This window comes from Bosea sp. (in: a-proteobacteria) (genome assembly GCA_023910605.1).
In the GTDB taxonomy this organism is placed as follows: Bacteria; Pseudomonadota; Alphaproteobacteria; order Rhizobiales; family Beijerinckiaceae; genus Allobosea.
In genome coordinates, this window is record JAAVVV010000001.1 from 1,142,296 (window position 1) to 1,164,576 (window position 22,281).

A 22,281-nucleotide genomic window follows, 5' to 3' on the forward strand; every position below is an offset into this window, starting at 1 on the left:
AACGCATGAAACTCGCATCGCTCAAGCACGGCCGCGATGGTCGTCTCGTCGTCGTCACGACCGATCTGACGAGGGCGACCGATGCCTTCTTCATCGCCCCGACCTTGCAGGCGGCGCTCGACGACTGGGAGCGCGTCGCGCCCAGGCTCGGCGACCTCGCCGAACAGCTCGAGCACGGCTCGGTGCCGTCTTTCCGCTTCCACGAGCATGACTGCGCCTCGCCCCTGCCGCGGGCCTATCAGTGGGCCGATGGCTCGGCCTATGTGAACCACGTCGAACTGGTGCGGAAGGCACGCGGGGCCGAGATGCCCGCAACCTTCTGGACGGAGCCGCTGATGTATCAGGGCGGCTCCGATGCCTTCCTCGGCCCGCGCGATCCGATCCCGCTGGTCAACGAGGATCATGGCTGCGATCTTGAGGCCGAGGTCGCGGTCGTCACCGGCGATGTGCCGATGGGCGCCAGCCGCGAGCAGGCTGTTGCCGCGATCCAGCTCGTGATGCTCGTCAACGACGTTTCGCTGCGCAACCTGATCCCGGGAGAACTGGCCAAGGGCTTCGGCTTCTTCCAGTCCAAGCCGTCCTCGGCCTTCTCGCCTGTGGCGGTCACGCCCGAAGAGCTGGGAGGCGCCTGGGATGGCGGCAAGGTCTCGCTGCCGCTGCTGGCCTTCCTCAATGGCAAGCCCTTCGGCAGGGCGAGCGCCGGCCATGACATGACCTTCGATTTTCCGGCGCTCATCATGCATGCGGCTCGCACCCGCGCGCTGTCGGCCGGCACGATCATCGGCTCGGGCACCGTGTCCAACAAGGGCGCCGATGGCGGGCCGGGCAGGCCGGTGAGCGAGGGCGGGGCGGGCTATTCGTGCATCGCGGAGATCCGCATGGTGGAGACGCTCGCCACCGGCGCGCCGAAGACGCCTTTCCTGCACATTGGCGACACCGTCCGCATCGAGATGAAAGACGCGAAGGGCCATTCCATCTTCGGCGCCATCGAGCAGCAGGTCCTGGCGCATGGTTGAGAACGGTGTCCTGTACGGGTACTTCCGCTCATCCGCCTCCTACAGGGTGCGGATCGCGCTGAACCTGAAGGGCATCGCGGTCGAGCATCGCTTTGTGCATCTGCGCAAGGGCCAGCAGCGCGCGGAGGAATTCCGCCGCCGCAACCCCTCCGGCATGGTGCCGTTCTGGACAGAGCTTGGCTTTGGCCTGTCGCAGTCGCTGGCCATCATCGAATATCTCGATGAGCTGCATCCGGATCCGCGGCTGCTGCCCGGCTCGGCGCGCGACAGGGCCATCATCCGCGAGCTGGCGCTCACCATCGCTGCCGACATCCACCCCGTCGGCAATCTGCGCGTGCTCGACAAGCTCACCGAGGTCTACGGCGCGGATGAGGCGGCGCGCGCCGCCTGGGCGCGGCAATGGATCGAGCCCGGCTTCGAGGCGATCGAGAAGCGCCTTGCCACGACCCCCGGCCAGTTCTGCTATGGCGACGCGCCGACTCTGGCCGATTGCTGCCTCGTGCCGCAGATGTTCAATGCGCGCCGCTTCGGGGTGGACCTCACCCGCTATCCCCTGATGGCCCGCACGGACGCAGCCCTCAACGAGATCGAGGCCTTCCGCCGCGCGCTGCCCTCGCTGCAGCCCGACGCTGAATAGGAGACGCCATGGCCGGCCCCGCCTTTGCCTCGCACACTGATCTCAGCGACAAGACCGTCAGCTTCACGACGCTGGGTGAGGGGCTTCATGCCTATACGGCGGAGGGCGACCCCAACACGGGCATCATCATCGGCGACGACAGCTGCATGGTCATCGACGCGCAGGCCACGCCGCTCATGGCGGCGGATGTGATCGCGCGGGTCCGGGCCGTCACCGACAAGCCGGTCAAGTATGTGCTCCTGAGCCATTACCACGCCGTGCGCGTGCTCGGCGCATCCGCCTATGGCGCCTCCGAAATCATCGCCCACGAGAACACCCGCCGCCTGATCGTGGAGCGCGGCGCCGAGGACATGGCCTCGGAGATCGGGCGCTTCCCGCGTCTTTTTCGCGGCAAGGAGAGCATTCCGGGCCTCACCTGGCCGACCCTCACCTTCGAGGGCGCGCTGACCCTGTGGCTCGGCAAGCGCCGTGTCGAGATCAGCCATCCCGGGCGCGGCCATACGGCCGGAGACACGATCGCCTGGGTGCCCGATGCCGGCGTGCTGTTCTCGGGCGACCTCGTGGAGTATCGCTCGGCCTGCTATTGCGGCGATGCCTTCCTTGGCGAATGGCCTGCAACCATCGAGCGGCTGCGCGCCCTGCGCCCTCAGGCCCTCATGCCCGGCCGGGGCGATGCGCTTGTCGGGCCCGAGAAGGTCCGGGCCGCGATGGATGGCACCAGTGATTTCCTGACCGCGCTGTTTGGCGTGGCCCAGCGCAGCGTGGCGCGGGGCCTGTCCCTGAAGGAAACGGCCACCGAGGTGCGCAAGGCGATGGATGGCCCCTTCGGCAGCTACGCGATCTACGAGCATTGCCTGCCCTTCAACGTCAGCCGCGCCTGGGATGAGGCGCGCGGCATCGCCTGGCCGCGCATCTGGACCGATGAGCGCGACGTGGCGATGTGGAAGGCGCTGCAGGCGTGAGGCCATGAACGCGCCGGTCCCCTTCGCGCAGTTCGCCTATCGCCTCCACCCCGATCAGCGTCGCGACACGCCCGCGCGGCACCCCGTCATCATTGCGGGCGCTGGTCCTGTGGGGCTGACGCTGGCGATCGATCTGGCGGAGCGCGGCGTCAAGGTGGTTCTGCTCGATGATTCCGACCGCATCGGCGACGGCTCCCGCGCCATCTGCTTCGCCAAGCGCACGCTGGAGATTTTCGATGGGCTGGGCGTCGCCGCTCCCATGCTGGAGAAGGGCGTGCGCTGGCGCATCGGCAAGGTCTTCCAGGGTGAGGATCTGCTCTACCAGTTCGACCTGTTGCCCGAGCCGGGCCATGCCATGCCGGCCTTCATCAACCTGCAGCAATTTCATGTCGAGAAGCTGCTAATCGACCGCGCGCTGGCGCTGGGGGTCGATCTGCGCTGGCTGAACCGCGTCTCGGGCCTCACGCCCATGGGGCAGGGGGCGAGGCTTCAGGTCGAGACGCCCGATGGGTCCTACGGCCTCGATGCCGACTGGCTGGTGGCCTGCGACGGGTCGCGCTCGCCGCTGCGGGCCATGATGGGCCTTGATTTCGAGGGGCAGCAATTCGACGATCAGTTCCTGATCGCGGATGTGAAGATGACCGCAGCCTTTCCCGTGGAGCGCTGGTTCTGGTTCGATCCGCCCTTCCATCCCGGGCGTTCCTGTCTGCTGCACAAGCAGCCCGACGACATCTGGCGCATCGACCTGCAACTCTCGCCGGAGGCCGATGCCGAGCTGGAGCGGCGGCCCGAGCGCGTCCGCCCCCGCATCGCGCGCATGCTCGGCCATGATCAGTTCGATCTCGAATGGGTCTCGGTCTATCGCTTCCAGTGCCGCCGGCTGGAGCGTTTCGTCCACGGTCGCGTCGTCTTCGCCGGCGACGCCGCCCATCAGGTCTCGCCGTTCGGCGCGCGCGGGGCCAATTCCGGCGTGCAGGATGCGGACAATCTCGGCTGGAAGCTGGCCGCCATGCTGTCCGGCGCGCCGGAAACCCTCATCGAAAGCTATGATGCCGAGCGCTCCGAGGCGGCGGACGAGAACATCCTCAATTCCACCCGCGCCACTGACTTCATCGCGCCGCGCACCCGCGCCGAGCATCTGTTCCGCGATGCGGCGCTGGCGCTGGCGCGCACCCAGCCCTTCGCCCGGCGCTTTGTCAATTCGGGCCGGCTCTCCTTGCCAACAGCCTACAGCGCAAGCCCGCTCTCGACGCCGGACCGCGACGCATGGGCTGGCGGGCCCGCCCCGGGCGCGCCCGCTCCCGATGCGCCGCTCACGACTCCGGACGGCACGCCCACGCATCTGCTCAAGGCCTTGGGGCGCGGCTTCACGCTTCTTGTGCAGGGCTGCGAAGCGCCAGCGGGCCTGCCCGAAGGCCTGCCCGAAAGCCTGTCCGTCTTGAGGGTGGGGGATGGCGCAGGCTGCTGGCGCGACGCGGAGGGCCTTGTCGCGCGGCGCTATGATGCCGCCGCCCCGGCGGCCTATCTCATTCGGCCCGACGGGCACGTCGCGGCCCGCTTCCGCGCGCCGGATGCGGCGGCCATCACGGCGGCTTTGCACAAGGCGACAGGATCATGACCGGACGTATCGCCCCCGAAGCCCGCTTCACCGATCCCGATGCCGCTTACTGCGCCATCATCCTCGCCCATCGCGGCCTGAGCGATGCGGACAGCGCCGCGCTGAACGCGGCGCTCGTGCTCATCCTCGCCAACCAGATCGGCGATCCTGATGCGCTGAACGACGCGCTGGCGCTCGCACGGGCCAGCCTGACGCGCCACGAGCCATCAGAACCGGCGTGACGCCACGCTTCAGCGCTGGCGCAGCATCGCGATGATGCCGGAGAAATCGACCCCACCATGGCCATCGGCCGCAAAGGCGGCGTAAAGCGCGGCAGCCTGCGCGCCGAGCGGCGTCGCCGCACCCGAGGCTGCGGCGGCTTCCTGCGACAGGTTCAGATCCTTGAGCATCAAATCGGCGGCGAAGCCTGGCTTGTAGCCGTGATTGGCCGGCGATGTCGGGACCGGCCCTGGCACAGGGCAATAGGTGGTCAGCGACCAGCATTGGCCCGAGGAGGTGGATGCGACATCGAACAGCGCCTGATGCGACAGCCCGAGCTTCTCCGCCAGCGCGAAGCCCTCGCTCACGGCGATCATGGAGATGCCGAGGATCATGTTGTTGCAGATCTTTGCGGCCTGGCCCGCGCCCGGCCCGCCGCAGTGCACGATGCGCTTGCCCATCGCCTCCAGCAGCGGCCGCGCCGCGCCGAAGGCGGCGTCTGTCCCGCCCACCATGAAGGTCAGCGTCGCGGCCTTCGCCCCGCCTGTCCCGCCGGAGACGGGCGCATCGATCGACATCAGCCCCGCTTCGCCGGCGAGTGCATGGACTGCGCGGGCGCTGTCGACATCGATGGTGGAGGAATCGATCAGCAGCGCGTCCCGCTTCATGGCCGGAGCGATCTCGGCCCAGACGCTCCGCACATGCCGGCCAGCGGGCAGCATCGTCACCACGGCGTCGGCGTCGCGAACCGCATCGGTCGCGGCGCCAGCGATCGCGACGCCCTGCGCCTTCGCCTCCTCGCAGGAGGCCTGCGCGAGATCGAAGCCGATGACCTCATGCCCCGATCTGGCGAGGTTGGCAGCCATGGGCCCGCCCATGTTGCCGAGGCCGATGAAGGCAATGCGTGTCATGTTGTCCTCCCCGATAAGCCGTCAGGCGCGGCCTGTGGCGTTCATCCGCGCCCCTGTCAGCCCGCCGATCATCCAGAAGCCATAGAACCACAGCATGAGGCCGCCAAAGCCTTTGTCGAGGGCCGGCGGCAGGTTGGGAAAGGCAAGGCCGAAATGCGATGTCATGGCAGCCATGACGAGCAGCCCCGGCACGGCCGCGAGCAGCACGCCGCGAAGACCTCCGCACAGCCGCGCAAGGGCGAAGCCGAGCGCGCCACCTGCCACGGCCCCGATGAGCGCATGAGCGTTCGCTGCGGCGCGCCCCTCGAAGAAGAAGGCCGGACCAGCGAGCCTGAACAACGCGGCGATGCCGAGCGCCAGCGCGAGGCCGATCAGCAGCGTCATGCCAGCCTGCCGCATCTCAGCCCCTGTTGCCGCGGCCAACCAGGCCGCGTGCCACGATCATGCGCATGATCTCGTTCGTGCCTTCGAGGATCTGGTGCACGCGCAGGTCGCGCACGATCTTCTCGATGCCGTATTCAGCGAGATAGCCATAGCCGCCATGCAGTTGCAGCGCGTCATTGGCGACCGCGAAGCCCGCATCGGTGGCCACGCGCTTGGCCATGGCGCATAGCCGCGTGGCCTCGGGGTCTTTGGCGTCGAGTGCGGCAGCAGCGCGCCATAGCAGGCTGCGTGCCGCTTCCAGCTCGGTTGCCATGTCGGCCAGCTTGAACTGGAGCGCCTGGAACCGGTCGAGCCGGCTGCCGAAGGCCTTGCGCTCGGCCATGTAGGCCAGCGAACGATCGAGCGCGGCCTGCGCGCCGCCGAGCGAGCAGGCGCCGATGTTGAGCCGCCCGCCGTCAAGCCCCGCCATGGCGATCTTGAAGCCTATGCCCTCCGGCCCGAGCCGGTTGGCGACCGGCACGCGGGCGTCCTCGAAGATGACCGCGCGCGTGGGCTGTGCGTTCCAGCCCATCTTCATTTCCTCGGCCCCGAAGCTCAGCCCCGGCGTGTCCTTCTCGATCACCAGGGTCGAGATGCCGCCAGGGCCCTCCTCGCCGGTGCGGACCATGGTGACGTAGATATCGGAAACGCCGGCGCCGGAGATGAACTGCTTCTGGCCCGTGACCCGGTAATGGTCGCCCTCGCGTGACGCGCGCGTCGTCAGCGCAGCCGCATCCGAGCCTGCGCCCGGCTCGGTGAGACAGTAGCTGGCGAGGTGATCCATGGCGCACAGCCTGGGCAGGAAGCGCCGGCGCTGTTCCCCGGAGCCATAGGCATCGATCATCCAGCCGGCCATGTTGTGGATCGACATGTAGGCCGAGATGGTAGGGCAGCCTCCCGCCAGCGCCTCGAAGATGAGGGCCGCGTCGAGCCGTGACAGTCCCGACCCGCCGACATCCTCGGCGATGTAGACCCCGGCCATGCCGAGCGCCGCGGCCTCGCGCATCTCCGCGACGGGGAAATGCTTCTCCCTGTCCCAGCGCACGGCATCCGGCGCCAGCTTGTCGGCCGCGAAGGCGCGGGCCATCTCGCGAATGGCGGTCTGGTCTTCGGTGAGGGCGAAGAGGCTCATGCGGCGGCCTTGGTGCGGACTGTCACACGGGCACTCTAGCGCGCTGCGGGGGCATAAGGCTCGTGGTGATTGCGCACAATGCGTGGGCGCTGGGCTGCATGGCGGCGCACCATCCGCCAGCCCGTGGCGTCAGCGCGACTTCTGCCCCGAAAGGCGCCGCACATTCGATTTGACCCGCCTCGCAGCTGGCTTCAGCGCGGCATGGGCGAGCCGCGATCCACTCTGCATCAGGCCGGGCGGCCTCGCCCCTTGCCACATCGCCAGGGAGGACTGCCACCAGAGGCGCTGCATCTCGACTTGCATGGCGATGGCGCCCTCGGCGACGGCAGCCATCTTTTCCTGAACCATCCGCTCGCTTTCGCGCGGTCCGGTCCTGATGCCGAACAGTTCGAGCCACAGAAGCGGCACACGTTGCGCCATGACCACCGGGGCCAGCATGAGATCCTTGTTCATGCGCACGAGTAGGCTGCCAAACGACCCTGCCGTCAAGGTATTTTATTGTGCGTTGCAGCATGAAAAGAGCATGGAACAATTGCGTGGATGGCCGCCGTTCAGAGATCCGCGATCTGATCGGCCATAACCCAGAACACTTCGCCGCTGCTTTCGGCGCTGTCCAGCCAGAGGAAATCGACGGTCGCGAACTCCTCGTCCAGGATCTCGCGGTCGGTCCCGATTTCGCAGATCAGGCCGCCGCCGGGGGTCAGATGCCGCCCGGCCTCCTTGAGGATGCGGCGCACGATGTCGAGCCCGTCCTCCCCGCCGGCCAGCGCCATGGCCGGCTCGGCGCGGAACTCCGGCGGCAGCTCCGCCATGGTCCGGGCGTCGACATAGGGCGGGTTGGTGATGATGAGATCGTAGCGCCTGTCGCCCAGCGGCGCGAAAAGATCGCCCTCGAACAGTGTGATTCGGTCGGCAAAGCCGCTCTCGGCGACATTCAGCCTGGCCACAGCCATCGCATCCGGCGACAGCTCGACTGCGTCGATCATGGCGTTGGGGAAGATGTGCGCGGCCAGGATGGCGAGGCAGCCCGAGCCAGTGCAAAGGTCGAGCACGCGCGCCACACCGTGCACATCCTCGATCAGCGTGAAGCCTTCGCCGCCGAACAGGTTCGAGAAGAGCATTTCGCCGATATAGGAACGCGGCACGATCACGCGCTCGTCGACCCTGAACGGCACGCCCTGGATGTAGGTGCGCCCTGTCAGGTAAGCCGCCGGCTTGCGGGTTTTGATGCGTTTTTCGACGAGCCCGATCAGCATCTCGCGCTCCGTGCGGGTCAGCCTTGCGTCGATGAAGGGCTCGATCTGGTCCACCGGCAGGTGCAGCGTCTCGAGGATGAGATAGGCCGCCTCGTCGATGGCGGTGGTCGCGCCATGGGCGTGGACAAGTTCTGCCTCTCGGAACCGGCTCACCGCATAGCGCAGCAGGTCGCGCAAGGTGAACAGTTCATCGGCAGCCGAGGGAGGGCTGGGTGATTGGGCGAGGGCGTCTGTCATGCCGGAGCGATCCCACACGACGTGCGGCAAGGCAAGCGGCGCGCGCATCAGAGCATGCGGATGGCGACGATCCCGGCGAGCGCGACGACAGCCGCGCACCAGTGCAGCGGCGTGATGCGCTCCTTCATGATGAAGGCCGCGATCCCCGTGGCGAAGAGCACGGAGGTCTCGCGCAGCGCGGCGGCCGGAGCCACCGGCGTGATCTTGAGCGCCCAGACATAGATCATGAAGCTCGAGGTGGAGATCACCGCGATCAGCAGCGCGACCTTGCCGTTCTGGCTGAGCAGACGCGCCGGATTGCGCCCTTCGATCCGCACGATCAAGGCGAGCATCAGCCCGTTGCCGACCGCTACGCCCAGCGCATAGCTCCAGATGTTGCTGCTGAGCCTGACGCCCATCGCATCCGCCGCGACATAGCCCGCCCCGCACAGGCTGGCGAACATCGCGAAGCCCACCCCCGACAATTCCGCCTTGCCGGCCCGCCGCGCCACAAGCGCCAGCATCAGCAGCGCCGCGCAGATCAGCAGCACGCCTGCGCCGCCGCCGGGGCTCGGCCACTCGTCGAACATCACCACCGCGATGGGCAGCGCCATCAGCGGGATGCCGGCCCGCATGATGGGGTAGGCAAGACCGAAGCTGGTGCGCTCATAAGCGGCCATCGCCGCGCGGATGCCGATGCTGTTGATCGCCACGCCGAACAGTAGCCATGGCATCGCCTGGGATGAAGGCAGGCCCGTCAGCGGCAGAAAGGGCAGGGAGACAAGGCCCGACATCATCACCGCGCAGGCCATGATGTCGCCGGGGTTGCGCTGCGAGCGCGCGATCGCGTTCCAGATAGCGTGCAGCAGCGCGCTCGCCAGGATGGCGATGAAGGGAATGGTCTCGATCACGGGCGAAGCGACATCAGGCGGAAGTCCGGCAAGCCCCAGGTGTGCAGGCCCCAGGTGTGCAGGCCCCAGGTGTGCAGGCCCCAGGTGTGCAGGCCCCAGGTGTGCAGGCCCCAGGTATGCAGGCCCCAGGTGTGCAGGCCCCAGGTTTGTAGGTTGTCCCGCGCCCGTGCCCTAGCGCATCACGGTAGGGGCCGTCATGCGCGGCAGGCGCGGCCTTCACAGCCGTTTTTCCATGAAGACGCTGAGCGGGTCCGGCGCATAGGGTTCGAAGGCTTCGATGGGTCGAAAGCCGTTGCTCCGGTAAAGCGCCAGCGCGGCTGCGGAATAGATGCCCGTCTCGAGCCTGAGCACCTTCGCGCCAGCCTGGCGTGCCTGCGCCTCGGCGGCCGCCACGAGCGCGTCGCCAACGCGTTGGCCGCGCGCCTGCGGCGTCACGAAGAAGCGCTTCAGCTCGCCCTGGTCCTCCGTCAGCACGACCGCGCCGCAGCCAAGCGCCTCGCGCCCGCGCCGTGCGACCAAGAAGCGCACCGAAGGCGCCAGCAGCGCCGCCATGTCGAGCATGTGGTTGCTCTCGGCGGGATAGAGCGCGGCGGATGAGGCATCGGAGGCTTCGAGGAAGGCCCGCACCTCCGGCTGGTCGGGCGGTTCGCGCGCCACCGTGACAGGTCCTTGCGCCCTGAGGTCCTTGTAGAAATAGACAGTGCCGCACAGGCGGCCATCTGGCCAGAGCGCGAAGTTGGGGATGAGCCCCACCCGTCTCCAGCCGCCGCGCGAATAGAGCCGGTCGCCTTCGCCATTCTCCACGGTGTCGAGCACGAGAAGCCAGAAGCCGGCCTCGTGCGCGGCTGCCTCGGCCGCAGCCAGAAGCGCGGCGCCGATGCCGCGGCAACGGCCATCGCGGCGCACCAGCATCTTGGCGATGTCGGCGCGGTGCGGCTGGTTCGGCAGGCCTGCGGCCACGACCTGCACGGTGCCGAGAATCCGCCCCTCGGACTCCGCGACGAAGAGCAGGCGCTCCCCACGCCCGACGCCATCGGCCACCTTGGCCCAGAAGGCGAGCGCCTCGCCCCTTGTCATGTCCGCCATGAATGATACCAAAGGCCCTTTGACCTGACTCACCGAGGGTTCCCAAACTGACTGCGGCGTGATTCAAAGTGCGTGGAGGACCCACGCCATGCCGAAGGTTGTCGAGATCAAGCCGAGCCATACTCCCGCCGAGCTGCGCCGCCTGGCGGCATCGGGCAAGGATGCGAACCAAAGTCGACGATTGCTGTCCATCGCTGCGGCGCTGGACGGGATGAGCCGGGCGGAGGCCGCCAAGATCGGCGGCATGGACCGCCAGACGCTACGGGACTGGGCGCATCGGTTTAATGAGCAAGGCCCTGCCGGGTTGAAGGACAACCGTCGCCGGGGGAACCCAAGACGTCTGTCGCAGGCGCAACTGGTGGAGCTGTCCGAGATCGTCGAGACCGGCCCCAACCGCGCTGTAGACGGCGTGGTGCGCTGGCGGCGGATCGACCTGCAACGTGTCATCGCGGACAAGTTCAAGATCGCGTATCACCAGCGCAGCATCGGCAAGCTGCTGAAGCACCTGGGCTTCTCGCACATCAGCGCCCGGCCACGGCATCCCGGGCAAGATGGCGAGGTCATCGCGGCTTTTAAAAAAACTGGCCCAACACGCTCGCGGCGCACATCAAGGGCGTGACGCGCAAGACGAAGATCGAGATCTGGTTTCAGGATGAGGCCCGCATCGGCCAGAAGAACGGGCTCGTCCGGCAATGGGCGAGGCGCGGCACAAGACCTACCCAGCCTGCCGACCAACGCTATGAGAACGCCTATCTCTTCGGTGCCATCTGCCCCGAAAGAGGCGTGGGCGCGGCCCTCGCTTTGCCCCATGCTGACACCGACATGATGCAACTGCATATCGACGAGATATCCCTGCACGTCGCCAAAGGCGCTCATGCCGTGCTGCTGCTGGATCGAGCCGGATGGCACATCACCGGCGACCTGAACTGGCCGAAGAACATCACGCCGATCCTGCTGCCCTCGCGCGCGCCGGAACTGAACCCCGTGGAGAATATCTGGCAGTATCTGCGTGCCAACTACCTCTCGAACCGCGTCTTCGAGACATACGCCGACATCATCAATGCAGCCTGCGAGGCCTGGAACAGGCTCACCGAAAGGCCCGACGTCATCACATCAATCGGGATGCGCCACTGGGCGCAAACAGGTCAGTTATAAGGGCCGTTAGTATGAGACGGACGCGCCGCCATAGACGCAGTCGAGCAAAACGGCGGCGAGCTCATCGGCCCGGGCCGACGCCTCGGCCGCCTCAATCCGGCGGATGCTGTAGGGTGCGGGGACTGTCATGCTGTCTCGGCGCCTGCTCTGGGGGCTTCAATCGCTCCTGCGCGCCAGCACGACGACATAGCGCGCATCGGCTTCGCCCGGGTTGTGGAACACCAGCGGTTCGTCCAGCCTCATGCGCAGGCTGTCGCCGACCGAAAGGCTTGTGGTATTGCCGCCAATGGTCAGCTCCATCGCGCCTTCGAGGATCCAGACCTGCTGTTCGAGGCCGTCGGAAGGCTTGTCGTTGTCGAAGGTGACGCGCGCGCCCGCCGGAAACGTCACGTAGACGACATCTGCCGCCGAGCCGGGAGGCGAGACGTTGCGGCGCACATAGCCCGATTCAGGGTCGGTCCAGTCCTGCTGGCTCTCCCAGCGGTGCAGCGCGGGAGCGGTGCGGGCGTCCGCACTGGGCTGCACGGAGAACAGCGAGGCCAGGCTGGTGCCGAGGCCCGCCGCAAGCCGGGCCAGGATGGCGGCGGTTGGGCTCACCTCGCCGCGCTCGATCTTCGAGATCATGGCCCGGCTGACACCGGAGGCTTCCGCAAACCGCTCAAGCGTCCAGCCCTTGTCGCGGCGCTCCGAGCGGATGCGCCCGGCGAGCGCGGCCTTTGTCAAATGTTCCATGATAGTAGAATAATTCCACAATCGTATCTGTCAAGATCATTGCGCGCCGAGGCTGCGTCCGCAGCATCCGGGCGACGACCAGCGGCCCTCGACGGAACGGGCCTGCGCTGCTATCTGCGCACGCATGACGACGCAATCCATCGACAACATCCGCAATTTCTCGATCGTGGCCCATATCGACCACGGCAAGTCCACGCTGGCCGACCGGCTGATCCAGCTCACCGGCGGGCTAAGCGCCCGCGAGATGACGGAGCAGGTCCTCGACTCGATGGATATCGAGCGCGAGCGCGGCATCACCATCAAGGCCCAGACCGTGCGCCTCCACTACAAGGCGCAGGACGGCAAGGTCTACATCCTGAACCTCATGGACACGCCCGGCCACGTCGACTTCGCCTATGAGGTCTCGCGCAGCCTCGCGGCCTGCGAGGGTTCGCTGCTGGTTGTGGACGCCAGCCAGGGCGTCGAGGCCCAGACCCTCGCCAACGTCTATCAGGCGCTCGATGCCAACCACGAGATCGTGCCCGTCCTCAACAAGGTCGATCTGCCGGCCGCCGAGCCCGAGCGCGTCAAGGAGCAGATCGAGGAGGTCATCGGCCTCGATGCCTCCAATGCCGTGCCCATCTCTGCCAAGACCGGCCTCAACATCGAGGCGGTGCTGGAAGCGATCGTCACCCGCCTGCCCGCGCCAAAGGGCGACCCGGACGCGACGCTGAAGGCCATGCTGGTGGACAGCTGGTATGACAACTATCTCGGCGTCGTCGTCCTCGTGCGCATCATCGACGGCACGCTGAAGAAGGGCCAGCGCGTCAAGATGATGCGCGCCGGCGCCGTCTATGATGTCGAGCGCGTCGGCTACCTCACGCCCAAGCTGGTCACGGTCGAAAGCCTCGGCCCCGGCGAGGTCGGCGTCATCACCGCCTCGATCAAGGAGGTGGCGGACACCCGCGTGGGCGACACCATCACCGATGATCGCAAGCCCTGCGCCGAGCCGCTGCCGGGCTTCAAGCCGGTGCAGCCCGTGGTGTTCTGCGGGCTCTTCCCCGTGGATGCGGCGGAGTTCGACGAGCTGCGCGGCGCGCTCGGCAAGCTGCGCCTCAACGATGCGAGCTTCTCCTACGAGATGGAAACCAGCGCCGCGCTGGGCTTCGGCTTCCGCTGCGGCTTCCTCGGCCTGCTCCACCTCGAGATTGTGCAGGAGCGCCTCAGCCGCGAGTTCAACCTCGACCTGATCGCAACCGCGCCATCCGTGGTCTACCGCATCCTGCAGACCGATGGCGACGTGATCGAGCTGCACAACCCGGCCGACATGCCGGATGTGATGAAGATCGAGGCCATCGAGGAGCCCTGGATCCGCGCCACGATCCTGACGCCGGACGAATATCTCGGCTCGGTGCTCAAGCTCTGCCAGGACCGCCGCGGCATCCAGATCGATCTGGGCTATGTCGGCTCCCGCGCCAAGGTGGTCTATGATCTGCCTCTCAACGAGGTTGTGTTCGATTTCTATGACCGCCTGAAATCGGTGTCGAAGGGCTACGCCTCCTTCGATTACGCGATCACCGATTATCGCGAGGGCGACCTCGTGAAGATGTCGATCCTCGTCAACGCCGAGCCGGTGGATGCGCTCTCCATGCTGGTGCACCGCACACGCGCCGACGCCCGCGGCCGCGTGATGTGCGAGAAGCTGCGCGAGCTCATCCCGCAGCACATGTTCCAGATCCCGATCCAGGCCGCCATCGGCGGCAAGATCATCGCCCGCGAGACCATCCGCGCCCTGCGCAAGGACGTCACCGCCAAATGCTATGGCGGCGACATCACCAGAAAGCGCAAGCTTCTGGAGAAGCAGAAGGAGGGCAAGAAGAAGATGCGCCAGTTCGGCAAGGTCGACATCCCCCAGGAAGCCTTCATCGCCGCCCTGAAGATGGATTGATCGGGCCGGGCGGGCCGAGCTCTGCCTTTAGCGTCTCGATCAGCGCAGGCTCGTCCTTGAGTCCGCACTCCCAGATGACGAGGGGGCGCCAGCCTAGCCGCCGGAGCTCGACAATGTTCGCCGCATCCCGCTCCGCGTTGCGCGCGAGCTTTTTGCTCCAATAGTCTGCGTTAGCCTTGGGCTGCCTGAGGCTTCGTGGGCAGCCATGCAGGTGCCAGAAGCAGCCGTGAACGAAGATCGCGATTCTGCGCGATGGCAGCGCGAGGTCGGGCGAGCCGGGAAGATCGCGGCGATGGAGCCGGAACCGATAGCCCAATCGGTGCAGCATCGAGCGGACGCGAAGCTCTGGCTTGGTGTCGCGCCCCTTGATGGCGCGCATTATGGCAGAGCGGCTGGTGTCAGCCTCGACCACTGGAAGGTTCGATCCTTAACGACGGATCGCTCTCAACTTTGTCGACAATCTTGTTGTAAGCCATGACTAATTCACTGACTTGCAGCCTTCGGGAACGGGCACCGAATTCGGACCATTCCATCACGTTGGACGCGAGCCACTGCTCAATTTCAAAGACATCAAGCTGCGCGCCAAGTCCAAACTGCTCGGCATTGAGGTCAGCCAGCGCTGCCCCCCGTCTCGTTGTGACAATCAATGGCTTCAGACCGCGCTCCAGATTTGACCGGCATTTCCGCATAAGCGCTTCGCCGGGATTGGCCGTGACATGAATCGCCACGTCGCCAACCTCAAAATCGCCTGATCGTTGCGTGGACTCGTCGCTAGCCGAGGCGCTTTCATGGGTTGCGACGCCCGGTCCAAGCAGCACCTCAAGTTTCGCGCCCACAAGATGCTGCATCATCGTTCCCATGAAGGTCGTTCCTGGCGATTCCTTTTGCCGCTTTAGGGCTTGATCCAGCAGTTTGGCGACGACACTCCGAAGGCTCGAGCTTTCGTCGAAAGCAAGCGCAAAGGGTTTTCCCCTAAAGAAATCGCGGACTTGTTCCACCCAGAACGCTTCTACCAAGGCAAGGTCGAGCGGGGATGAAAGCTGATGCATCTGATTCAAGAAGGCCACATAAGCCCTCATCTTGGCGATCGAGCCGCGGGACGTGCGTCCAGCCTCTTCCGAAAGCACGCGGGTTTCACCGTTTCGCGCCAATATGGATTGGACCCGCGCCTTACCAAGCTCCAGAACCTGCCCACCTCCTTGGGTAAGCAGAGCGTCAGGATCGAGTGGCAACCCAAGCAGTTTAGCTTGGTCTGTGATGACAAGCGCGACTGAAAGAGGGCCCTTGCCGCGAAATTGCGCGCTTATGGCGAACCTGCGAAGCGCGTCCTGCATCTGTGGTGACTTCATTCAGCCGCCATCGCGTGCCTCACCTGCGCCTTAAGCATCGGCCCAAACAGCTTCGCCCCCAGCCACCCCGCGACAGGAGCGGCGACGCCATCCCCCAGCAAGTGGTATGCGTCATTATAATTGCTGGGCAACCTGTAGGCGTCGTCCAGCCCCATCAACCTAGCCGCCTCTCGCGGCGACAGGAGCCGGGTGCGGACCTCGTCTCCATTGACGAGCATCACGACCTGTCGGCTTGATCCGCCTGCTGGCGTGCGCAGGCAGCCCGACACATCGTCGAACCGCACTTCCGCCCGCTGCGTCTTGCCGCCCGCGCCGTCGGGCCGCGTGCGCCGATAGACACCGCCGAAGTACCGCAGACCTGAGCGCTGGGCCGCTTCGAGCTTGGCTAGGTTCAGAGGGGACATCATGCGGATGATCTTCGCGGTCTGCTCGGCCTTATGCCACGCAACGCCGATAGGATCGTCCTCGATCACGTCGCCGAAGCCAACGTTCCGCGTGGGCGGCTCAGGCAGCCTCCACCATACCCAATGATGAGCCATGTAGCCGTCAAGCATCCCGGCCGCCTTGAGCAACGCTGCGCTTGAGCACCAAGCCGGCGGCGCTGCTGCAATGAGTTCCGGGTCAATAGTCATGTCATTCCTGACGCAGACGAAGAACACGCGCGGGCGCGATTGGGGCACGAAGCGCTCAGCATTGATCGTCATCGCGCCGACCCGATAGCCAATGGCGACCATGGCGCTCACAAGCTCGCGAAAATCCGCGCCGCCTTGGCTCGTGAGAAGTCCCACGACGTTTTCCAGCGCAATGATGGTCGGACCACGGCCCTCCTCGCGCAGGCCCTTCATCAACTTCCAGAAAGCCCAGAACGTCCCCGAACGACCACCTTTCAGTCCGGCGCCCTTCCCGGCAAGCGACAAGTCCTGACATGGAAAGGACGCCCAAGCGAGGTCTGCTGCGCCGGGCAAGTCCTCGCTTTCAAGCGTTGCCACGTCTGCGCAGCGCATTTCGCCTGAGCCCCAGTTGGCGCGATAGCTCTCCGCCTTCTTGAGGTCAAAGTCATTGGCGAACAGGCAATGCCAACCGGGACCCAGCCCTGCTCGCACCATGCCGCCGCCAGCGAAGAATTCGTAGAAAGTTCGGCTCATCGACTCTTTCCATCCCGAATGAGACATAAGCAGAACGAATCGGAGTCGTCCACACTGCGGCCGCTGTTTCCACCAACGGATTGGTTGCCGCCCGGCCCTTCGCGCAAGGGCCGCCGCGCGCGCCTGCGTGACAATTCCCGCTCTCATGCGTTAGCCTCTTTGCAGAGCATGGATGAACCATGCCGGCAACGGGAGGAAGCGATGACCAGGCGCGAACGCAGTCTTGACGAGATCTATGCCGACGATGCCGGGAGGGGCGACGCCGTCGTCTTCGGGCGCGAGGTCGATGCCTCCCGGCGCGGCTTCCTGGGCGGGGCGGGCCTTGCCGCCATGGGCGCGGCCACGGGCATGGCCATACCCTTCAGCGCCAACATGCCGGCCGGGCTGATCCCCGCGGCGCTGGCGCAGGGCGCGCCGGCTCCCGCCGCTGCCCCTGCCCCCGCCGCCGCCACGCCCAAGGGGCCGCAATTCCTCGATTATCCCGGCAAGGACAAGGGCCTCGTCGTGCTCGGCGACCGCCCGCTGGTGGCCGAGACCCCCGAGAGCCTGATGGATGACGCCACGACCCCTGTCGGGCGCTTCTTCGTGCGCAACAACGGCCAGATGCCGGAGGACAAAAAGCAGGGCGACGCCTGGTCCTTCACCGTGGATGGCGAGGTCGACAAGCCGCTGACGCTGACGCTGGGCGAGCTCAGGAGCCGCTTCAAGCCAGAGACGCTGCGCATGGTGATGGAGTGCGGCGGCAATGGCCGTTCCTTCTTCACGCCTCCGGGCCGCGGCAACCAGTGGACCAATGGCGGCGCCGGCTGCGCCGAATGGACCGGCGCGCGCCTTGCCGACGTGCTGCGCGCGGCGGGCCTCAAGCCTGATGCGAAGTTCACCGGCCATTTCGGTGCGGACCCTCATCTCTCCGGCGACGCGACGCGTCAGGCCATCTCGCGCGGCATGCCTGTCGCCAAGGCGCTCGACCGTCACACGCTGATCGTCTGGGCCATGAATGGCGAGCCCCTGCCGCATGTCCATGGCGGGCCGGTGCGCCTCATTGTGCCCGGCTGGCCCGGCTCGCTCTCGTCGAAGTGGCTGACGCGCGTGCTGGTGCGCAAGGACCCGCATGATGGCGCAGGCATGGGCGGAACCTCCTACCGGATGCCAACGGTGCCGATCGTCCCCGGCTCCAATGCCGATGGCCGCACCAATTTTGCGGACATGACCTCGATGCCGACGCGCTCGATCATCTCCGCTCCCGCCAACGGCGCGCGGCTGGCGGCGGGCACGCGCGAGGTCGCGGTCAGGGGTGCGGCCTGGGGCGGCGAGCAGCACCCGACGCGCGTCGATGTCTCGGTCGATTTCGGCCAGAGCTGGAAGCGCATGCAGCTCGCCGGGCGCCGCAATCGCTATGACTGGGCGCGCTGGAGCGGCACGGTCACACTGCCGGGCGATGGCTATTTCGAGCTGTGGGTGCGGGCGCGCGACAGCGCCGGCAAGTTCCAGCCGCATGTGGCCGGCAACTGGAATCCACAAGGCTACGGCGCCAATCCGTTCCACCGTGTCGCGGTGCTGGTCGGATGAGGTCGGCTGCGCTTGTTGTGGCGCTGATGCTGGGCGCGGGCCTGGCTCGCGCCGAGACGCCCGAGGCGCTTCCCGACCATCCCGGCCGTGAAGATGCCTTCGGCTACTGCATCGGCTGCCATTCCTTCCAGGTCGTCGGCCGGCAGGGCATGAGCCGCGAGCGCTGGGATTCGACGCTGACATGGATGACCGAGCGCCACGCCATGCCCGCGCCGGACGCCGCCATGCGCAGGGTCCTGCTCGATTATCTCTCTGCCGCCTACCCCGAGCAGGCGGCAAGCTCGCGCAGCTGGGTCAATCCCTTCGCGCCGAAGTAGGCTTCAGCGATAGGCCACCGGCGTCGCCGGCCGCGCCGGCGGCTGCGGTGCCATGGCCGGCTTGACCTCGGATCTGGGCGGCGCTGGCTTGCGCGGCGAGATCGTCGAGGTCACCAGCCCTTCGGGCGTGTCGAGTCCATAGATGTCGTCGCGGAAATGAATGAGCCCATCGCCAGCGGCCCAGCCGGTGAGGTAGACCCAGGCCACAGGCACGGGCCTGGCGAGGCGGATGTCCTTGCGCTCATTGGCGGCGATGGCGGCGTCGATGCGCGCCGGGTTATCCCATTCGGAGTCCTTCAGCAGCCACAGCGCCAGTTCCCTCACGCCGTCGATGCGCGCGCAGCCCGATGAGTTGAAGCGCACATCGTTGCGGAACAGCTCCTTCTTCGGGGTGTCGTGCATGAACACCGACTGCGTGTTGGGCATGTCGATGCGGATGGTGCCCAGCGAATTGGTCGGGCCCGGATCCTGCCGCACGAAGAAGTTGGGGTTCTTGCCGCTGGCCCAGTTGATGGTGCGCGGATCGATCTCCTGGTTCCCCGCGCTTATCACCCGCATGTTGTGCTTGGCGAGCCAGCCCGGATTCTTCGCCATCTGCGGCATGATGTCGGCCTTGATGATCGACATCGGCACGGTCCAGGTCGGGTTGAGGTTCACCGCCGTGATGCGGGTGGCCAGCACGGGCGATGGCCTGTCGGGCCTCCCCACAATGGCGACATGGCGCCGCTCGACCACGCCATTGTCGATCGCCTCGACCTGCGCGCCGGGAATGTTCACCACGACATAGCGCTGGGTGAAGGTGAAGGCGTTGCGCTCGAGCCGGTGGATCGAGGCGCGAAGCTGGTTGATGCGGACATCGACGGGCACGGACAGCGCCCGCGTGGTGAGCCGCCCCACAGACCCGGTCTGGGACAGCCCATGGCGAAGCTGGAAGCGCTTCAGCGCGGTCTCGGTGGCCTTGTCGAAGCTGTCGCCGTCCGATGCGTGCGGATCGAGGTCACCGGTGAGGATCAGCCGCACCTTGATCTGCTCCACCAGTCCGCCGCTGGAGCCGAGCTTCAGCCCGGCGACCTGGGGCGGCATCAGGGGCCAGCCGCCGCCTGCGGCCAGTTCCTCATAGAAGGCGAGGGCGGCGCGGGTGTGCTCCAGTGTGTGCGGCCCATACATCGGGTGGGTGTGCTGCGGCAGCGCGGCCTTGGCTTCCTCCACCACGGCCTGCGGCGTGGCGGGAGCCAGCGCAGTGGCGATGGCAGGTCCAGGCTGGGATGCCGCCGGGCCACCCTGACCTGGGGCCGGCCCGCGGGGTTCCTGTCCGCTCACTGCCGCCGGTGACAACAGCGCCGCCAGCGCCACGGACAACGACAGCTTCCACGAACGCCGGAAACGCATACGCACACCCCTCCTGCCAGCCGCATGGCTGGAACAGTGAAAGCCAATGTCACATACCGATCTGTATGGAAGGTTAACCATGCCGGCGTTCAGGCATGGTCAAGCCAGAGCTTGTCGTGGGCCTAGCGGATGAAAGGGTTTCCGGCCCGCTCCGCGCCAATGGTCGAGGCCGGCCCATGGCCGGGCAGGAAGGTCACGTCATCGGGCAGCGTCATCAGCTTGGCCTTGATCTCTCGGATGAACTGCGCGTGGTCGCCATAGGGGAAATCCGTGCGGCCGATCGAGCCCTGGAACAGCGTATCCCCCGCCAGCATGAAGCGCGAGGGCTCGTGGTAGAACACCACCGAACCGGGCGAGTGGCCGGGCACATGCATGGTCGCGAACATCGCCTCCCCCAGAGAAACCGTGTCGCCCTGGGCGAGGTAGCGGCCCGGCGTCACCGCGCGCGAGCCGCCAATGCCGAACATGCGGCCCTGTTCGACGAGGTTGTCCATCAGGAACTGGTCATCCCGGTGCGGCCCGATGATCGGCAGCGACAGCGCTTCGGCCAACTCGGCCGCGCCGCCGGCATGGTCGATATGGCCATGGGTGAGCCAGATCGCGGTCGGGGTCACGGCAAGCTCCTTCACGGCTGCGATCAGCTTGGGCACATCGCCGCCCGGATCCACGATCGCCGCCTCGTTCGTGCGCGTGCACCAGATGATCGAGGCATTCTGCTGGAAGGCCGTCACGGGCACGACGGCGACCTTGATCGCCGGTTCTGACGCGGTTTCGGACATGGCGCTCTCCTTCAACGGGATGTGAGGCAGGTTGCTGCCAGCTTCTGGAAGGCGCGGGCGCGGTGCGACAGGCCCTCGCTGCCATCGGCGGGAATGCCGTGCTTCTCCTCGGCGCTCATTTCGCCGAATGTGCGGCCATGCCCGTCTGGCAAAAACATCGGATCGTAGCCGAAGCCGGCCGCACCGCGCGGCGGCCAGACGCAAACGCCATGCACGCGCCCCTCGAACAGTTCCTGGTGGCCATCCGGCCAGGCCAGGACGAGCGCGGAGACGAAATGCGCGCGCCACTGGGCTTCCGGCACCTGACGCTTGGCCAATTCGCTGATGACCCGGCCCATGGCGGCGCCGAAATCGCGCGGATGGCCGGCCCAGTCGGCGGTGAACAGACCCGGCGCGCCATCCAGCGCATCGACGCAAAGCCCGGAGTCATCGGCCAGCGCCTGCAGCCCGGTGGCGCTGGCCGCCGCCTGCGCCTTCAGCGCGGCGTTCTCGGCGAACATCCAGCCCGTCTCGGCGGGCTCGGGCAGGCCCAGCGCGCCAGCGGAGGCCGTCTCGATGCCGTATGGTGCAAGAAGCGCCGTCATCTCCACGAGCTTGCCGGCATTGTGCGTGGCGATGACGAGCTTGCCCGTGAGCGAGCGATGGCTGGCTGGCGCGATCATCCCGACACGGCGGCCTTCTGCAACGCCACGAGATCGGCAATGCCGGCCTTGGCCAGCGCCATCATCGCCGAGAGCTGCTCTTCCGAGAACGGTTCGCCCTCGGCGGTTCCCTGCACCTCGACGATGCCGCCGCGGCCCGTCATCACGAAGTTGGCGTCGGTCTGCGCGCCCGAATCCTCGATATAGTCGAGGTCGAGCACAGGCTGGCCCGCCACGATTCCGCAGGAGATCGCGGCGACATGATCCTTGAGCGGCTGGCGGCCCTGCAGCATGGCGCGGCCTTCCATCCATTTCAGCGCATCGTGAAGCGCCACCCATGCGCCGGTGATCGAAGCCGTGCGCGTGCCGCCATCGGCCTGGATCACGTCGCAATCGACCACGATCTGCTTTTCGCCCAGCGCGCCGAGGTCCACCACCGCGCGCAGCGAGCGCCCGATCAGGCGCTGGATTTCCTGGGTGCGCCCCGAGGGCTTGCCGGTCGTCGACTCGCGCCTGGTGCGCTCAAGCGTGGCGCGCGGAAGCATCGCGTACTCGGCCGTGACCCAGCCCTTGCCCGTGCCGCGCAGCCAGGGCGGGCCCTTCTCCTCCACCGAGGCGGCGCAGAGGACACGCGTGTCGCCGAAGGTGACAAGGCATGAGCCTTCCGCATAGCGCACCACGCCGCGCTCCAGCGTCACCGGACGCATCGCGTTGGGCAGTCGTTTCGATGGGCGCATGGGGGCTCCTGCGATGTCTGGCGCTCCGCTTGGCGCCTGCAACGGCGTCTCTAGGGGCGCGGGCCCCATGGCGCAAGCGGCGCGGCGTCGCCGCCTCACGCGAACCGATCGGGTCCATCAGCCATTGTCATCCATCGAAGGGGCGAGGGCGGTTGACGCCGCCGCCGAAAAGCCG

General features: G+C 66.8%; 24 protein-coding genes. 9 read left to right on the plus strand and 15 right to left on the minus strand.

The window, feature by feature from the left end; translation table 11 throughout:
- Positions 1–5 precede the first annotated feature (5 nt).
- From HEQ16_05695 to HEQ16_05715, 5 genes are read left to right on the plus strand one after another with little or no spacing between them, the layout of a single operon-like run.
- Complete coding sequence (locus tag HEQ16_05695) at positions 6–1,016, plus strand: fumarylacetoacetate hydrolase family protein (GenBank protein MCO4053539.1); 1,011 nt, start codon at positions 6–8, stop codon at positions 1,014–1,016.
- Positions 1,009–1,653, plus strand: coding sequence for a maleylacetoacetate isomerase (gene maiA, locus HEQ16_05700; GenBank protein MCO4053540.1), 645 nt, complete (start codon positions 1,009–1,011; stop codon positions 1,651–1,653). Before HEQ16_05695 ends, maiA begins: the two co-directional genes overlap by 8 nt.
- A gap of 8 nt (positions 1,654–1,661) precedes the next feature.
- On the plus strand, positions 1,662–2,615 hold the full coding sequence (locus HEQ16_05705; GenBank protein MCO4053541.1) for an MBL fold metallo-hydrolase: 954 nt from the start codon (positions 1,662–1,664) through the stop codon (positions 2,613–2,615).
- Positions 2,616–2,619: 4 nt separating this feature from the next.
- Positions 2,620–4,233, plus strand: a complete 1,614-nt coding sequence (locus tag HEQ16_05710) for an FAD-dependent oxidoreductase (GenBank protein MCO4053542.1) — start codon at positions 2,620–2,622, stop codon at positions 4,231–4,233.
- Complete coding sequence (locus HEQ16_05715) at positions 4,230–4,454, plus strand: DUF2783 domain-containing protein (GenBank protein MCO4053543.1); 225 nt, start codon at positions 4,230–4,232, stop codon at positions 4,452–4,454. Before HEQ16_05710 ends, HEQ16_05715 begins: the two co-directional genes overlap by 4 nt.
- 9 nt (positions 4,455–4,463) lie before the next feature.
- Here HEQ16_05715 and mmsB read toward each other — a convergent pair whose 3' ends face one another.
- The 7 genes from mmsB to HEQ16_05750 all read right to left on the minus strand — a co-directional run bounded on the left by mmsB (position 4,464) and on the right by HEQ16_05750 (position 9,991).
- Entirely contained in the window at positions 4,464–5,342 is an 879-nt protein-coding gene (gene mmsB, locus HEQ16_05720) for a 3-hydroxyisobutyrate dehydrogenase (protein MCO4053544.1), read from the minus strand.
- Positions 5,343–5,363: 21 nt separating this feature from the next.
- Entirely contained in the window at positions 5,364–5,726 is a 363-nt protein-coding gene (locus tag HEQ16_05725; protein MCO4053545.1) for a DUF5367 family protein, read from the minus strand.
- 16 nt (positions 5,727–5,742) lie between these two features.
- Entirely contained in the window at positions 5,743–6,897 is a 1,155-nt protein-coding gene (locus tag HEQ16_05730; GenBank protein ID MCO4053546.1) for an acyl-CoA dehydrogenase, read from the minus strand.
- 129 nt (positions 6,898–7,026) lie between these two features.
- Positions 7,027–7,350: a hypothetical protein gene (locus HEQ16_05735; protein MCO4053547.1), complete on the minus strand. Its 324-nt coding sequence runs from the start codon at positions 7,348–7,350 to the stop codon at positions 7,027–7,029.
- 98 nt (positions 7,351–7,448) lie between these two features.
- The gene (gene prmB, locus HEQ16_05740; GenBank protein ID MCO4053548.1) at positions 7,449–8,390 is read right to left on the minus strand and encodes a 50S ribosomal protein L3 N(5)-glutamine methyltransferase; all 942 of its coding nucleotides are present in this window, start codon (positions 8,388–8,390) and stop codon (positions 7,449–7,451) included.
- A 47-nt stretch (positions 8,391–8,437) separates the two neighbouring features.
- A complete protein-coding gene (locus tag HEQ16_05745) occupies positions 8,438–9,280 on the minus strand; it encodes an EamA family transporter (protein MCO4053549.1) in 843 nt (280 codons plus the stop codon).
- Between the two features lie 216 nt (positions 9,281–9,496).
- Positions 9,497–9,991, minus strand: coding sequence for a GNAT family N-acetyltransferase (locus tag HEQ16_05750; protein MCO4053550.1), 495 nt, complete (start codon positions 9,989–9,991; stop codon positions 9,497–9,499).
- Between the two features lie 463 nt (positions 9,992–10,454).
- Between HEQ16_05750 and HEQ16_05755 the strand changes: the two genes are divergently transcribed.
- Positions 10,455–11,521 (plus strand): IS630 family transposase gene (locus HEQ16_05755; protein MCO4053551.1). Its coding sequence is split into 2 segments (ribosomal slippage): positions 10,455–10,941 and positions 10,941–11,521, totalling 1,068 coding nucleotides; the frame shifts between segments, so codons are not numbered across the junction.
- Between the two features lie 156 nt (positions 11,522–11,677).
- On the opposite strand, the gene HEQ16_05760 is transcribed toward HEQ16_05755, so the two are convergent.
- A complete protein-coding gene (locus HEQ16_05760; protein ID MCO4053552.1) occupies positions 11,678–12,253 on the minus strand; it encodes a helix-turn-helix domain-containing protein in 576 nt (191 codons plus the stop codon).
- Between the two features lie 124 nt (positions 12,254–12,377).
- On the opposite strand from HEQ16_05760, the gene lepA reads away from it, so the two are divergent.
- Entirely contained in the window at positions 12,378–14,180 is a 1,803-nt protein-coding gene (gene lepA / locus HEQ16_05765) for an elongation factor 4 (GenBank protein MCO4053553.1), read from the plus strand.
- Here lepA and vsr read toward each other — a convergent pair.
- From vsr to HEQ16_05780, 3 genes are read right to left on the minus strand one after another with little or no spacing between them, the layout of a single operon-like run.
- The gene (gene vsr / locus HEQ16_05770) at positions 14,155–14,592 is read right to left on the minus strand and encodes a DNA mismatch endonuclease Vsr (GenBank protein MCO4053554.1); all 438 of its coding nucleotides are present in this window, start codon (positions 14,590–14,592) and stop codon (positions 14,155–14,157) included. The two genes, lepA and vsr, sit on opposite strands and share 26 nt — an antisense overlap.
- Entirely contained in the window at positions 14,579–15,514 is a 936-nt protein-coding gene (locus HEQ16_05775) for a DUF4928 family protein (protein ID MCO4053555.1), read from the minus strand. The genes vsr and HEQ16_05775 overlap by 14 nt, the downstream gene beginning before the upstream one ends.
- 11 nt (positions 15,515–15,525) lie before the next feature.
- Entirely contained in the window at positions 15,526–16,674 is a 1,149-nt protein-coding gene (locus tag HEQ16_05780; GenBank protein MCO4053556.1) for a DNA cytosine methyltransferase, read from the minus strand.
- 201 nt (positions 16,675–16,875) lie between these two features.
- Between HEQ16_05780 and HEQ16_05785 the strand changes: the two genes are divergently transcribed.
- Together HEQ16_05785 and HEQ16_05790 are read left to right on the plus strand one after the other, a co-directional pair.
- Entirely contained in the window at positions 16,876–18,243 is a 1,368-nt protein-coding gene (locus HEQ16_05785) for a sulfite oxidase (protein MCO4053557.1), read from the plus strand.
- Positions 18,240–18,560: a hypothetical protein gene (locus HEQ16_05790; protein MCO4053558.1), complete on the plus strand. Its 321-nt coding sequence runs from the start codon at positions 18,240–18,242 to the stop codon at positions 18,558–18,560. Before HEQ16_05785 ends, HEQ16_05790 begins: the two co-directional genes overlap by 4 nt.
- A gap of 3 nt (positions 18,561–18,563) precedes the next feature.
- Here HEQ16_05790 and HEQ16_05795 read toward each other — a convergent pair whose 3' ends face one another.
- The 4 genes from HEQ16_05795 to rph form a co-directional block, all read right to left on the minus strand.
- Positions 18,564–19,949, minus strand: coding sequence for a L,D-transpeptidase family protein (locus HEQ16_05795; GenBank protein ID MCO4053559.1), 1,386 nt, complete (start codon positions 19,947–19,949; stop codon positions 18,564–18,566).
- A 122-nt stretch (positions 19,950–20,071) separates the two neighbouring features.
- Positions 20,072–20,728, minus strand: coding sequence for an MBL fold metallo-hydrolase (locus HEQ16_05800; protein ID MCO4053560.1), 657 nt, complete (start codon positions 20,726–20,728; stop codon positions 20,072–20,074).
- Positions 20,729–20,739: 11 nt separating this feature from the next.
- Positions 20,740–21,390 carry a non-canonical purine NTP pyrophosphatase gene (locus tag HEQ16_05805; GenBank protein ID MCO4053561.1) on the minus strand — a complete coding sequence of 217 codons (651 nt, stop codon included), beginning with the start codon at positions 21,388–21,390 and terminating at the stop codon, positions 20,740–20,742.
- Complete coding sequence (rph, locus tag HEQ16_05810; GenBank protein MCO4053562.1) at positions 21,387–22,106, minus strand: ribonuclease PH; 720 nt, start codon at positions 22,104–22,106, stop codon at positions 21,387–21,389. The genes HEQ16_05805 and rph overlap by 4 nt, the downstream gene beginning before the upstream one ends.
- Positions 22,107–22,281: the final 175 nt, after the last annotated feature.